We start from the raw sequence: 14,212 nt of genomic DNA on the forward strand, positions 1-14,212 counted from the left end.
ACGTCAGGGAGCCCGCCGCGCGAATCGCGTGGCGGGCTCCCTGCCTCGTGTACCTCAGCCGATCGGCGGGGTCGCCTCGGCCAGTGCCTCGATCGCGGCGACGAAACAGTCCGCCGGCGGGGTGACCAGGCCCGCGCCGACCTGGCCGGTGCCCGCGACCTTGCCGGCGATACCGGTGTTGATCTGCGGCAGGATGCCGGTGCGCACCACCTTGGTCACGTCGATCCCGGTCGGCGTGCCGCGGAAGTCCAGCACCGGAATCTGGTAGGCCGGGTTCTCCGCGAGGGTGATCTCGTACATCCGCCGGGTCGCGGCCAGCGCGTCGTCCACCTCGCCGCCGATGAACCGCACGATCGCCGGCGCCGCGGCCATCGCGAAGCCGCCGATGCCCGCGGTCTCGGTGATCGCCGAGTCGCCGATGTCGGGGTTGGCGTCCTCCGGGCCGTACGCGCCCAGGTACAGGCCGTCCGGGACCTCGGCGGGGCCGGTGTACCAGCGGTCGCCGGTGCCGGAGACCTGGATGCCGAAGTCGGTGCCGTTGCGGGCCATGGCCACCACGAGCGAGGAGCCGGGCACATCGCGCCCCGCGTCCATCGCCAGCTTGCAGGCGGGCATGTCCAGGTTCAGGAAGAAGTGGTCGTTGCCGCCGACGAAGCGGGCCGCCTCGGCGATGTCCGAGGTCGGCGCGCCGCTGTCGATCATGTTCGGCAACAGTTCGCGCAGCAGCATCAGGGTGCCCGCGCGGTTGCGGTTGTGGCCCTCGTCGCCCATCTGCAACATCTGCGCGATGATCGCCCGGATGTCGATCGGTTCACCCGCGCGCACCGCGGTGCGCAGCAGCGGGCCCAGCACCGCCGACATCCAGCGCAGCCGGTCGATCACCTCGGATCCGTACGCGCCGTAGCGCAGCACCTTGCCCAGACCCTCGTTCAGCGAGCACCACGCGCGGGTGCCGTGGGTGGTGTCCTCCAGTTCGAACATCCACATCGACGGGCTGACCACGCCCGCCATCGGCCCCACCGCGTGGTGGTGGTGGCACGAGTCCAGTTCGGCGTGGCCCTGGGCGAGGAACTTCTCCGCCGCCTCGGGCGAGTCGGCCAGGCCCTCGAAGAGCACCGCGCCGATCAGCGCGCCGCGCATCGGCCCCGACGCCCGGGCCCAGTCGATCGGCGGTCCCGCGTGCCGGAACTGGCCGGCCGTCAGACCCAGCGCCTCGCTCGCGGGCTTGACGTCCACCAGATGCGGCGTGGACGCCAGAACCCGTTCGATCGCGACCTTGTTGGCCGCCTCGCGGCGCGCGTCGGCGAGCACCGCGGCCAGCGCGTCGGCGGTGCCGGGCAGCGGCGGGCGCCAGTCGACGGCGGTCACCGGTACGGCCTGGGCGGCCAGCGCGTCGGCGAGCAGTTCGGCGCCGACGGTCACCACCGACGGGTCGCGGGTCAGCAGCGCGCTGCCTCGGGGGTTGGGAGCACTCACGCGTCGAGCCCTTCTACGATCGCCACGGCGCGCCGGGCGGCCTCGGCATTGGACAGGTGGACCTCGGCGCCGGCGGCGGTGAGCGTGCGGGCCTGGGCGGCCAGATCCTGCGGGTCCAGGTCGGTGCCGCACAGCGAGATCAGTACGGTGGGCGAGTTCGGCCCGGCCGCGCGCAGCACCTCGGCCAGGTCGGCGGCCGGGTCCGGGTGCGCACCGTGTCCGAGCACGACGTCCAGGAGCAGTACGGCGCAGGCCGGGTCGGCCAGTTCCTCGGCGAGTCGCTCCAGGCGCAGGCTCGGGTCGATCATCGGGTGCGGGCGGCCCGCGGTCAGGCCGTCGTCGCCGAAGTCGATCATCAGGTGCCCGGCGGCGTGCAGGTCCGCGGGCAGCGCCCAATCGGCGCGCAGCGGGATGTTGGACGCGATCGGCCCGAGCCGGTCGGCGGCGATGATCATCGCCTCGTCGCACAGCGTGCCGCCGCAGAACAGCCCGCGCAACGCGCCGGTGCGGGTGGGCGCCGCCTGCTCGGGTCGCCAGACCCGGCCCTGGACCCCGGGATGTCCGATGGCGGCCAGCGCCTTGGTCGCGGCGGCCGTCAGGTCGTCGCGGCCCTGCCCGAGGAAGGCCAGTTGCACCGGCGTGGCCAGCGTCGCCGCGTAGCGCTCGACCTCGGCCGCGACCGCGTCGGCGGGCGGCTTGGAGACCACCACGATCAACTCGGTGGCCGGGTCCGCGTCCAGCATCGCCAACGCCTGGAGCGTCGAGCGCGCGCCGACCGCCTCGCTCAGGTCGCGTCCGCCCACGCCCAGACAGTGGCTGACACCGCTGCCGGCCGCGTGCAGCAGACACATCAGTTCCTGCGACCCGGTACCGGAGGCGGCCACGATGCCGATCGGGCCCGGGCGCACCGAGTTGGCGAAGCCGAGGCCGACGCCGCCGACCAGTGCGGTGCCGCAGTCGGGGCCCATCACCAGGAGTCCGCGTTCGCGGCCGACGTCCTTGAGTCGGATCTCCTGCTCGACGGGCACGTTGTCGCTGAAGATCAGCACGTCCAGGCCGGCTTCGAGGGCATCCATCGCCTCGGCGAACGCGTGCGGCCCGGGCACCGAGACCAGGGCCAGGCTCGCACCGGGCGTGGCACCCGCCGCGGTGCGGATCGTGCGCGGCGGGACACCGGCGGCGGAGCCGATCCCGGTGCCGCCGCCGGTGGACAGCACCAGGGCCTCTTCGAGCACCTCGCGGGCACGCCGCAGCGCGTCCTCGTCGTCGGCCCGGATGGCCACGATCAGGTCGTTGGGTCCGGCGCCGTCGGGGGTCTCGAAGCCCATGCCCGCCAACAGGCCGACGTTGAGTTCCGTCGCCATGGCGACGAGCGCCTTGGTCACCCCGTCCACCGCGGATACCGATCGGCTCACCTGCATCAGGCTGACCGAGTCTCGGTATGTTCCGCGGCGCAGCTCAAGCGCGCTGCTCACGGGCGCTCCTTCCTTCGGGGTACGGGAGTTCGGTTCCGTCGCCGCGCCCGTACGGGGCTGCGGCCACGGCTGGTACGGCGCCTGCGTCGGCTGCCTCGGCCCCGGCCAGGACGCCGTGGGCGAGGTCCGCGCCGGAGGTGTGGCCCACCGTCAGCAGGCGGTGCAGGCGAGGGAGTACGTCGGTGCTGCGGCCCACCGCGCCGATCAGGTCGACCAGTTGCGCGCAGCCGTCGCCGCGGGCGGCGTGGCCGAGCAGGGCGGCGGACAGGTCGGTGGTGCGGCCGGGGGCGTGTGCCGCGACGCGGGCACCGAGGGTGTCCGCGCGCCGGCCGCCGGTCGGTTCGGGGTCCAGCAGGCGCTGCGCGAGCAGGAAGCCGCACAGGGCGTCGTCGCCGCTGGGGGTCAGGCCCGGGCCCAGGCCGATCAGGCGCAGCGCGGCGGCGCCGGCCCGCTCGGAGTCGGTCGCCGCGTACCGGCCAAGGTCGGCCAGGTCGGCTCGGGCCCGGCCGGACAGCCCGGTGCGTACCGGCCCCAGCGCGGTGCGCAGCGCGGCGCGGCCGGTCCGGACGGTTTCGGCGTCGCCCGGTGCGGGCGGCCGCGGCGGGGTCCACCAGCGGACCACCGTCACGTCCAGCGCACCCAGGCTCACCCGCCCGTCACCGATCCGGGCGTCGGCGCGGGCTGCCAGTGCGGGGAAGGGCGATGCGGCGGTGCGGGCGGCGAGGACGACGGCGTTGGGCAGCCGTACCGCGTCGTGGGTGCACAGCGCGAGGACGTTTCGCTCCGGGTCGGCCAGGTAGATCGCGGCCGGGAAGACGCCGAGCACCCGCGCCGGCCGGGTCGGTCCTTCCAGCGCCGCACGAACGCGCACCGACGCCGAGCCCGGCACCGGCGTCGTCGACACCGGATCGGCGTGTTCTCCCGGGTCTACCACGATGGTGCCTCCCGGGAACGGTGCGGAATCGAAGCGGTGCGAATTGATGCGGTGCGGAACCGAGGCGATACGGAACGAAGCGCCGCGCGTCGGTGGTGAACGCGGTGTGGTCGAGGCCCCCGGGTCGGGTGAGCAACGGTGTGGCCGCTCTTCCGGAACGACTTGAATCGGACCGGCTCTATGTCTGTTGTGAACGTAATCCAATGGCTATGGTCCTCGAATGGAGCAAGTTGCCAACCTTGGCGCACTTAATTCGCGTAATTTGCCAAGCCCTGGCGGGAGTCCCGGGGGCGTGCGAACCGCGAGTACCGGCACGCTCGTTCGCGGCGTGTCGGTCCGCGACGTGCTGAGCCTCTCCAGCCTGTCCGGCGCCCGGCTGATGGCCGGCGAGCGCGGATTGGATCGTGTCGTGCAGCGGCTCAACGTGATGGAGGTCCCGGACATTCTGCCCTGGACCAAGCCGCACGAACTCCTGCTGACCACCGGCTACCCGCTGCGCGAGACCCCACAGTCCCTGTGCGACCTGGTCACCGAGCTGGAGTCGCGCCGACTCGCCGCGGTGGGCATCAAGCTGGGCCGCTACCTGGACGAGTTGCCCGCCGACATGCTGGACGCCGCCGATCGGGTGGGCCTGCCGATCATCCGGCTGCCCGACGACGTCGCCTTCGACGACATCCTCAACCAGGTGCTCACCGACATCCTCAACCGCCAGGCCGCGGTCTTGGCCCGCTCCGAGGAGGCGCATCGCGCGCTGGTCAGCGTGGTGCTCGCGGGCGGCGGCCTGGAGGCGATCACCGACGAACTCAGCCGGCTGCTCGGCGGCACCGTCATGGTCACCACGCCCGACGGCCGACTGCTGGCCTCCTCCGCCTCGGAGGACGTCGAGGCCAAGGCGTCCGGACGCGGCGTATTCGACGCCACCGGCCGCTTCCGGGTCGAGCGCTTCAAGCACGGCGCACGGGCCCTGGAGGAACCCGCCACCGGGGTGGCGCTGGTGCCGATCCTGGCCGGCGCCCTCGACCACGGCCGGGTCGTGCTGATCTCCGCCGGACGCACGCTCGACGAGAGCGACATCCAGGTGTTGGAACGCGCCGCCGCCACCGCCGCGCTGGTGATCACCAAGGAACTCGCGGTCGCCGCCGTGGAGAGCAAGTATCAGGGCGACTTCATGCGCGACCTGCTGGCCGGCCGGGCAGGCGACCCGGCGCACACCGTACGGCACTGCGCGTCCCTCGGCTGGGCGATCGACCGCCCGCTGACCGTGGTGGTCGCCCAACTCGAACCCGGCGAGGGCCCCGACCCGGAAAGCGACGACCTGCGGCCCGCGCACGAACGCTTCGCCACCGCGTGGGGCATCGTCGTGCGCGAACGCGATCCGCGCGCGGCCGTGGTCGGCTACAGCCAGGAGGTCGTGGTGGTGATGGGCGCTTCCGAGCGCACCCCGCCCGGCGAGTTGGTGCGGCACATGGTCGCCCAGGTCTCCGGTGACGGCGGCGGCGGACGCCGCTCGTTCTCCACCGGCGTCAGCCGCGTGGTCACCGATCCCGCGCTGCTGCCCGAGGCATACGAACAGGCCCGCCGCGCGGCCAAGGTCGGCCGGCAGATGCACGGCCCGGGCGGCATCGCCGACTTCGACAGCCTGGGCGTGTACCGCCTGCTCAGCCTGGTCCCCGACTCCGCCGAACTGACCAGTTTCATGCGGGAGACGCTCGGGGAACTCGCGAGTCGCGAGGACGAGGAGACCACCGATCTGCGCACCACCCTGGAGGTGCTGCTCGACACCAATCTCAACGTGGCCGAGACGGCCCGGATCCTGCATTTCCACTACAACACGCTGCGCTACCGGATCGGCAAACTGGAACGGTTGCTCGGCGCGTTCACCACCGACTCGCATTTGCGGCTCAACATCATGCTGGCGCTCCAGGTTCGCCGCATGCGCGGGCTGTAGCGTAACGCGCACGTACGGAGAGACCCTTGGTTGTTCATCCATACGCCGACACACGAAGGCAACAAACCTTGGGTGAATTCCACAACACCACCAGGCCGGCTCTGTCAGCTATCACCCAAGCCGCAGTGTCCGACCCGTCCATAACCTTCCCCCAACCTCGTGGCGAGAACGGCGGACAACACCGGATCGCGCTCACCGTGCCGGGTCGTGCGACAGCGAATCGCCCTCGCACCCCCCTACGCCTGGAAGGCGGCTGAACATGGCACTCGGCTTGGGATGGAAGCTCTACGGGGACGGCAGTACCCCACCTCCGGGTGAGGTCGTACGCCCCGACGAACGGCTCTCGTGGGGTCGGACCATCGGTCTGGGCGCACAACACATCGTCGCGATGTTCGGCGCGACATTCGTATTCCCGGTAGTCATGGGTCTGGACCCGAACCTGGCGATCATGATGTCGGGTGTGGCCACCGTGGTCTTCCTGCTCATCGTGCAGGGCAAGATCCCCAGCTACCTCGGTACCAGCGCCGCGTTCGTCGGCGCGGTCGCCACCATTCGCGCCTCCGGCGGATCCAGCGCGACGGTGACCGGATCGATCCTGATCGCCGGCGCCGTACTCGCCCTCGCCGGCGTACTGATCCACCTGCTCGGCGCCGAACTCGTCAACAAGGCACTGCCGCCGGTGGTCACCGGCGCCGTGGTGATGTTGATCGGCTTCAACCTGGCGCCCGTGGTGGCCGACGTGTACTGGCCGCAGGACCAGTGGATCGCCATCCTGACGATGACCGCGGTGATCGCGATGACCGTGCTGCTGCGCGGCTTCTGGTCCCGGATCGCGATCTTCCTCGGTCTGATCTTCGGTTACGCGATGTCGTGGCTGTTCGACAAGGGCTTCGGGCAGATCACCTCGGTCCAGCCCGGTCAGCACGACGGCAAGGAGTTCGCGCACGACCGGGTCGACTTCTCCGGCGTCACCTCCGCCGACTGGTTCGGGCTGCCCACAACACACGCCCCGGACTTCAAGACCTCGGCGATCCTGGTCGCGCTGCCCGCCGTGATCGCACTGATCGCGGAGAACGCCGGCCACGTCAAGGCGGTCTCCGAGATGACCGGCGCCGATCTGGACGGGAGCCTGGGCAAGGCGATCACCGCGGACGGCCTGGGCACCGTGATGGCCAGCGCGGTGGGCGGCTCGCCCACCACCACCTACGCCGAGAACATCGGCGTCATGGCGGCCACCCGGGTCTACTCCACCGCCGCGTACTACGTGGCGGCCGTCGTCGCCGTGCTGTTCGGCCTGTGTCCCAAGTTCGGCGCGCTGATCGCGGCCACCCCCGGCGGCGTGCTCGGCGGGATCACCGTGGTGCTCTACGGCATGATCGGCCTGCTCGGCGCGAAGATCTGGATCGAGAACAAGGTCGACTTCGCCAACCCGATCAACCTCGTCCCGATCGCGGCCGGCATCGTGATCGGCATCGGCGGCGTCGCGATCAAGATCAACGACGACTTCGTCATCGAGGGCATCGCGCTGGGCACCATCGTCACCCTGGTGGCCTACCACACCCTGCATGCCCTGGCTCCCGCACACATGCGCGACCCCAAGGCGCCCGCCGACGTCGAACTGGAGGGCGGCACCGCGCTGTCCCTGGGCACGGTGGAGGAACACCAGCCCGCGGAGCAGCCGTTGGCCGGCTCCACCGCCGTCGCTCCGCCGACGAAGACACCGCCGAGCTGACGCCGCCCCACCCACGCGCACCACCGCACGCGAACACCAGGAGGAGACGACACCGTGAAGCCGCCGGCATTCCGATATCACGCACCGACCGATCTGGCCGAGGCCCTCGACGCCCTCGACGGGGTCGGCCACGACGGAAAGGTCCTCGCCGGCGGCCAGAGTCTGATCCCGATGCTCAACATGAGACTCGCGGCCCCGGCCCACCTGGTCGACATCAACGGGCTCGCCGAACTCTCCTACGTCCGCACCGACCCCGGCGGCGTCGCGGTGGGCGCGCTCGCCCGGCACGCCGAGGTCGAGGCGGACGAGGCCGCACACGCGGTCGTACCCCTGCTGCGCCAGGGCCTGCGCCTGGTCGCCCACCCGGTGATCCGCAACCGCGGCACCACCGTGGGCAGCCTCGCGCACGCCGACCCCTCCGGCGAGATGACCGCCGTGCTGGCCCTGCTCGGCGGCTCGATGACGCTGGCCCGCAAGGGCGCCACCCGCACCGTCGCCGCCGAGGACTTCTTCCTCGGCCCGCTGGAGTCGTGCATCGAGCCCGGCGAACTGGCCGTGGCCGCCTACTTCCCGCGCCTGCCCGGCCGCACCGGCACCGAGTTCGTGGAGATCGCCCGCCGACACGGCGACTACGCGATGTGCGGCGTCGCGGCGGCGGTCACCGTCGACGACGATCTGCGGATCACTTCGGCTCGCACCGCCTACCTCTCGCTCTCGCCCGTCCCGCTCGTGCTCGACCTGACCGACGCGCTGATCGGCCGCACCGCCGACACCGCGGAGTGGAACGACGCGGCGACGCTCGCGGGCGCGAGCCTGGAGCCCGAGCCGGACATCCACGCCACCGCCGAATACCGCGCCCAGCTGGCCCGCGTACTGACCGTCCGTGCCCTGCGTACCGCCACCGAACGCGCGGCCCGGGTCGAGCCGAACCCCACCGCACCGAGCACCACCGACGAGCGGAGCGCCTGATGACCGAGACGCAGATCCCCACCGAGCAACGCCTCGACATCCGGCTGAACGTGAACGGCGTCCTGCGCACCGCCACCGTCACCCCGCGCCGCCTGCTCTCCGACTGCCTGCGCCACGACCTGGGCCTGACCGGCACCCACGTGGGCTGCGAGCACGGGGTGTGCGGCGCGTGCACGATCCGCGTCGACGGCAAGCCGATGCGCGGCTGCCTGATGTTCGCCGTCAGCGCTCAGGGCCACGAGATCACCACGGTCGAGGGACTGGCCGACGCCGACGGCACCATGCATCCCGTGCAGCAGGCGTTCCGCGAGTGCCACGGCCTCCAGTGCGGATTCTGCACACCCGGTTTCCTCACCGTGGTCTCCGCCTTCCTGGAGGAGAACCCGACGCCCACCGAGGAGGAGGCCCGCGAGGCCATCTCCGGCAACCTGTGTCGCTGTACCGGGTACCAGAACATCGTGAAGTCGGTGCTGCGCGCCGCCGAGATCACCCACGAACGCCGGGCCGAGCAGGCCGAGGGGGACGCCCGATGACCACCAAGATGTTCGGCGCACCCGTACAACGCACCGAGGACCTGCGCCTTCTGGTCGGCAACGGCCGCTACCTCGACGACCTGGGCGAGGGCGCCTACGAGGCGGCGTTCGTGCGCAGCCCGCACGCCCGGGCCCGGGTCACCGGGATCGACGTCACCGGCGCGCTCGACGTCGACGGCCTGGTCGCGATCTACACCTACGAGGACCTGTCCGGCCGGGTCGCCGAGCCGCTCCCGCTGCTCATCCCGCACCCCGCGCTCACCCACGGCCGCACCGCCTACCCGCTGGCCAAGGAGTTCGTCAACCACGTCGGCGAGGCCGTGGTGATGGTCGTCGCCCGGGACCGTTACCTGGCCGAGGACGCCTGCGAGCGAATCACCGTCGAGTACGAACCGCTGCCGCCCGTGGTCGGCATCGAGAACGCGCACCGCGCCGACCGCCTCGTGCACGAGGACGTGCCCGGCAACTGCGCCGCGCACCTCGTCCAGGAGGTCGGCGACGCGCCCGCCGCGATCGCCGCAGCGCCCAATCGGCTGGAGCTGAGGCTCGACATCGAGCGCAGCGCGTGCATGCCGATGGAGGGCCGCGGCGTCTACGCCCGCTGGGACGCGGCCGACGCGAGTCTGCGCGTGTACACCTCCACGCAGACCTCCACCGGCGTGCGCGCGGCCGTCGCGGCCAAGCTGGACCTGCCGCTGGACCGGGTCGAGTGCGTGACCCCCGACGTCGGCGGCGGCTTCGGCGTCAAGATCGTGCACCCGTGGCCCGAGGAGATCCTGATCCCGTGGGCGGCCCGGCTGCTCGACCACGAGGTCAAGTGGACCGAGGACCGCCGCGAGCACTTCATCTCCGCCGCCCACGAGCGCGGCCAGTTGCAGACCGTACGGGTCGGTTTCGACGACGACGGCCGACTGCTCGGCCTGGACGTGGAGATCCTGCACGACAACGGCGCGTACACGCCGTACGGGATCATCGTCCCGATCATCACCTCCACCCAGTTGCTCGGACCGTACAAGCCCGGCGCCTACCGGGTGGACTTCCGCAGCCTCTACACCAACACGGTGATAGTCACCCCCTATCGCGGCGCCGGTCGCCCGCAGGGCGTGTTCGCGATGGAGCGCGCGATGGACGCGATCGCCGACCACCTGGGCAAGGACCGCACCCAGGTGCGCGCGATCAACTTCATCAAGCCCGAGGAGATGCCCTACGACCACGGCCTGCTCTTCCAGGACGGCCGACCGCTGATCTACGACTCGGGTGACTTCCCCGCCTCGCTGGACGCGCTCAAGAAGCTGGTCGGCTGGGACGAGTTCGAGGCGTACCGGGCGCAGGCGCGCGCCGAGGGCCGCCGGGTCGGCATCGGCGTCGCGTGCTATGTCGAGGGCACCGGCGTGGGGCCGTACGAGGGCGGCCACGTGCAGATCGAGACCACCGGCAAGGTCAACGTCGCCACCGGTCTGACCAGCCAGGGCCAGGGCCACCAGACGGTGTTCGCCCAGATCGTCGCCGACGAACTGGGCGTACCGCTCGAAGACGTCACGGTGACCACCGGCGACACCCGCCGATTCCCGTACGCGGTCGGCACGTTCGCGTCGCGGGCGGCGGTGATGAGCGGCAACGCCATCGCGCTGGCCGCGCGCAACGTCAAGGCCAAGGCGCTGCGGATCGCCGGCGAGGCGCTGGAGGCGGACCCGCGCGACCTGGAAATCGTCGACGGCCATGTGCGGGTCAAGGGCAGCCCGGGGTCCTCGGTCGCGCTCGGCACGGTCGCGGTGTTGTCCAACCCGCTGCGCTACGCCTTCGACGAGGCGTCCCAGGCGGCCACCCAACTGACCGGCGCCGCCGACTTCTCCAAGCCGCCGGTCGCCGAGGACGACGAACCCGGCCTGGAGGGCCGCGACTACTACTCGCCGCCGACCGCCACCTTCGCCAACGGCATGCACGCCGTGATCGTGGAGACCGATCCGGACACCGCCGAGATCCGCATCCTGCGCTACTGCGTCGTGCACGACTGCGGACACCTGATCAACCCGATGATCGTCGAGGGTCAGGTGCACGGCGGCGTCGCGCAGGGCGTCGGCGGCGCGCTGTACGAGCGCATGGAGTACGACGAGCACGGCCAGTTGGTCAACGCCTCGTTCATGGACTTCCTGATGCCGTACGCGAGCGAGGTGCCCAAGATCGAGATCGACCACCTGGAGACCCCCTCCCCGCTCAACCCGCTCGGCATCAAGGGTGCGGGCGAGGCGGGCGTGATCCCCGCGGCGGCCGTGTTCGCCTCCGCGATCGAGGACGCCGAGGGCTTCCCGATCGTGCGGATGCCGATCCAGCCGTCCGAACTCTTCCATCTGCGCAAGCGGTTCGCCGCCGGCGAGATCCCGGCGCTGCGCCGCGGCGCCGACCATGCCGCCGGCACCCACCGTTAAGGAGCACGTCGCACCATGAAGGTCCAAGGAAACGCCATCCTGAACGCGCCGGCCGACAAGGTCTGGGCGGCGCTGAACGATCCGGCCGTACTCACCCGCACCATCCCCGGTTGCGAGAAGCTCGAGGAGACCGGCCCGGACGCGTACCGGATGACGGTGACGATGGGCGTCGCCTCGATCAAGGGCACCTACCTGGGCAACGTGCAGCTCACCGACCAGGTACCGCCGGGCTCGTTCATGCTCAAGGCGTCCGGCTCGGGCGGTCCGGGCACGGTCAGCGCCGAGGTCAAGGTCACCCTGGCGGACATCGACGGCGGGCGGACCCGGCTGGAGTACGACGCCGAGGCCGTGGTGGGCGGGGTCATCGGCGGGGTCGGCCAGCGCATGCTGACGGGTGTCGCCAAGAAGACGGCGGGTGAGTTCTTCAAGTCGGTCGACAAGATACTGACCGGGCAGACGCCACTGACGCCGGTGCCCGCGGCGGTCAACGGCACTCCCGTGCCGGCCGCGGCCGATGGCGCCGCGGTCACCGCGCCGGCCGCGGCCGCGTATGCGGCGCCGACCCCCTCGCTCGGCGACGACTTCGCCAAGGGCGCCCTGTTCGGCGCGGCGGTGGCCCTGCTCGGCGCGATCGTCGGCGGCGTGATCGCCCGTCGTCGCTGATCCACTTCTCGGGAAGGGAGTAACCATGCGTGCGTTCACGGCGGCGGCCGTCCAGGTCGTCCCCCGGCCCGGCCCGCTCACGGCGGCGGTGGTGCAGGCGAACATCGTCCACGCGCTGGACTGGGTGACCCGCTGCGTCGAGTCCACCGGTGCCGAGTTGGTGGTCCTGCCGGAGAGCGTGACCACCGGCTTCACCCCGGCGCTGGGTGCCGAGGAGTTGTGGGACCTGATCGACGACGTTCCCGGCGCGCTCACCGAGCCGTTCCAGGAGCGGGCCCGGGAATTGGGCGTGCACCTGGTCTGGGGCACCTACGAGCGCGGTGACGACCGGGGCGTGGTGTACAACTCCTCCGTGCTGGCCGGGCCGGACGGCCGGGTCCTGGGCGTCTACCGCAAGACCCACCCGTTCGGGCCCGAACTGCGCTCGCGCGGCGGGTGGGTGACGCCGGGCGAGTACGTCAGCGTGGTGGAGACCGACCTCGGTCGGATCGGCATGATCATCTGCTTCGACGGCGACTACCCGGAGCTGAGCCGGATCCAGGCGGTGCACGGCGCGGAGGTCATCTGCCGCCCGTCGGCCCTGCTGCGCTCCGCCGACCTGTGGGAACTCACCTGCCGGGCACGGGCGTACGACAACCACGTCTACGTGATCGGCGCCAACGCCACCGGCAGCGACCCGGCCGGCGTGCTGTACTTCGGCAACTCGATGATCGTCACCCCGGGCGCCGAGGTCGTCGCCCGCGGCTCCTCGCACGAGGGTTGGGTCTCGGCCCGCCTGGACCCCGAGCGCGCGTTGGCGTCGCTGACCCCGGGTTCGAACATCCCCCAGGTCTTCGACCACTTGGCCGACCGCAACCTGGACCTGATCACGAACTACGCGGACGACCTGGTCCGCCCGGCGAAGACGACGTTCCCGCACGGCTGACCACCCCACGAACGCGACGCCCCGGCCCGGCGGATCGGGTCGGGGCGTCGTGCCGGCGGTGGTGGGGCTCGCCGCCTGCCCGCTCCGGGTGCCGGCCTGCGCCGACGGCGGCTATTTGCCGAATCGTCGTTCGCGGCTGGCGTACGAGCGGAGTGCGCGCAGGAAGTCCACGTGGCGAAACGCCGGCCAGTAGCAGTCCACCCAGTGCATCTCGGCGTACGCGGACTGCCAGAGCAGGAAGCCGGACAACCGCTGCTCGCCGGAGGTTCGGATGATGAAGTCGGTGTGGGCGGCGGTCGGCGAGTACAGGTGTCGGGAGATGTCCTCGATCTCGAACCGCGCGACCAGCTCGGCCGGGTCGCCACCGGCCGCCATGTGTGCCTCGAAGGCGCTCTTCACCGCGTCGACGATCTCCCGCCGGCCGCCGTAGCCGACCGCGACGTCCACCTTGAGCCCACCGCGCCCGACCGTCGCGGCGGTGGCCTCCTTGAGCACCCGGGCGCCGGCGCCGGGCAGCATGTCGAGCGAGCCGATCACCTGGACCTCCCAGGGGCGGCCTTCGGCGGTGATGTCCCGGACGGTCTCCTCGATGATCTCGATCAGCGGGCCGAGCTCTGCCGCGGGACGATTGAGGTTGTCGTCGGAGAGCATGAACAGGGTCACGTGCTCGATTCCCGCCGCGGTGCACCAGCCCAGGAACTCGGTCGCCTTGGCGCCGCCGGCCCGGTATCCCTCGCGGACGTCCGCGTGTCCCGCCTGTCGGGCCCAGCGCCGGTTGCCGTCGAGCATGATCCCGACGTGCTGTGGGCGCGGCAGCCCCACCAGTGTGGTGGCCAGTCGACGCTCGTACACCGCCTCGATCGGCCGCCGGAGGAACAGCGGGAGCAGCTTCATGAACCCTCTCCATCGCGTGGCGAAACCCTCGGCGGACCCTACCAGGGACTTCGTCCCCCCGACCTCGACGAACGCATCAAGGGCGTTGGCGCGCAAGCCACTTGGTCAGGGAAAACAGGCGGATCGGTTCCCCGGCGACCGGCGGCCCACTCCGGTGCCCCGGCGCGCCGGACAAGGCCGGCCCGCCGACGGTGCGCGAATGCGACGGCCCGGCAGGCCGTAAGGCCCTGGGAGGTC

General features: G+C 71.6%; 11 protein-coding genes. 7 read left to right on the forward strand and 4 right to left on the reverse strand.

Annotated elements, in window-relative coordinates; translation table 11 throughout:
- Window positions 1-54 precede the first annotated feature (54 nt).
- The 3 genes from A3IC_RS0115085 to A3IC_RS54595 are packed head-to-tail and all read right to left on the reverse strand — an operon-like array spanning window position 55 to window position 3,885.
- Complete coding sequence (locus A3IC_RS0115085; RefSeq protein ID WP_020550880.1) at window positions 55-1,476, reverse strand: YlbE family protein; 1,422 nt, start codon at window positions 1,474-1,476, stop codon at window positions 55-57.
- Complete coding sequence (locus A3IC_RS0115090) at window positions 1,473-2,951, reverse strand: AllF/FdrA family protein (RefSeq protein WP_020550881.1); 1,479 nt, start codon at window positions 2,949-2,951, stop codon at window positions 1,473-1,475. Before A3IC_RS0115090 ends, A3IC_RS0115085 begins: the two co-directional genes overlap by 4 nt.
- Window positions 2,935-3,885: an oxamate carbamoyltransferase subunit AllH family protein gene (locus A3IC_RS54595; RefSeq protein WP_020550882.1), complete on the reverse strand. Its 951-nt coding sequence runs from the start codon at window positions 3,883-3,885 to the stop codon at window positions 2,935-2,937. The genes A3IC_RS0115090 and A3IC_RS54595 overlap by 17 nt, the downstream gene beginning before the upstream one ends.
- Window positions 3,886-4,177: 292 nt before the next feature.
- Between A3IC_RS54595 and A3IC_RS0115100 the strand changes: the two genes are divergently transcribed.
- The 7 genes from A3IC_RS0115100 to A3IC_RS0115130 all read left to right on the forward strand — a co-directional run bounded on the left by A3IC_RS0115100 (window position 4,178) and on the right by A3IC_RS0115130 (window position 13,081).
- On the forward strand, window positions 4,178-5,833 hold the full coding sequence (locus A3IC_RS0115100; protein WP_020550883.1) for a PucR family transcriptional regulator: 1,656 nt from the start codon (window positions 4,178-4,180) through the stop codon (window positions 5,831-5,833).
- A gap of 259 nt (window positions 5,834-6,092) precedes the next feature.
- A complete protein-coding gene (locus A3IC_RS0115105; protein WP_020550884.1) occupies window positions 6,093-7,565 on the forward strand; it encodes a uracil-xanthine permease family protein in 1,473 nt (490 codons plus the stop codon).
- A 54-nt stretch (window positions 7,566-7,619) separates the two neighbouring features.
- Window positions 7,620-8,534, forward strand: a complete 915-nt coding sequence (locus A3IC_RS0115110; RefSeq protein WP_020550885.1) for an FAD binding domain-containing protein — start codon at window positions 7,620-7,622, stop codon at window positions 8,532-8,534.
- On the forward strand, window positions 8,534-9,067 hold the full coding sequence (locus A3IC_RS0115115; protein WP_020550886.1) for a (2Fe-2S)-binding protein: 534 nt from the start codon (window positions 8,534-8,536) through the stop codon (window positions 9,065-9,067). The genes A3IC_RS0115110 and A3IC_RS0115115 overlap by 1 nt, the downstream gene beginning before the upstream one ends.
- A complete protein-coding gene (gene cutA / locus A3IC_RS0115120; RefSeq protein ID WP_020550887.1) occupies window positions 9,064-11,493 on the forward strand; it encodes an aerobic carbon-monoxide dehydrogenase large subunit in 2,430 nt (809 codons plus the stop codon). Before A3IC_RS0115115 ends, cutA begins: the two co-directional genes overlap by 4 nt.
- Before the next feature lie 15 nt (window positions 11,494-11,508).
- Complete coding sequence (locus A3IC_RS0115125) at window positions 11,509-12,156, forward strand: SRPBCC family protein (RefSeq protein ID WP_020550888.1); 648 nt, start codon at window positions 11,509-11,511, stop codon at window positions 12,154-12,156.
- A 25-nt stretch (window positions 12,157-12,181) separates the two neighbouring features.
- On the forward strand, window positions 12,182-13,081 hold the full coding sequence (locus tag A3IC_RS0115130) for a carbon-nitrogen hydrolase family protein (protein WP_020550889.1): 900 nt from the start codon (window positions 12,182-12,184) through the stop codon (window positions 13,079-13,081).
- A 111-nt stretch (window positions 13,082-13,192) separates the two neighbouring features.
- Here A3IC_RS0115130 and A3IC_RS0115135 read toward each other — a convergent pair whose 3' ends face one another.
- A complete protein-coding gene (locus A3IC_RS0115135) occupies window positions 13,193-13,975 on the reverse strand; it encodes an isoprenyl transferase (RefSeq protein WP_020550890.1) in 783 nt (260 codons plus the stop codon).
- Between the last annotated feature and the right edge of the window lie 237 nt (window positions 13,976-14,212).

Origin of the sequence: Embleya scabrispora DSM 41855 (genome assembly GCF_000372745.1) — a bacterium.
In the GTDB taxonomy this organism is placed as follows: domain Bacteria; phylum Actinomycetota; class Actinomycetes; order Streptomycetales; family Streptomycetaceae; genus Embleya; species Embleya scabrispora.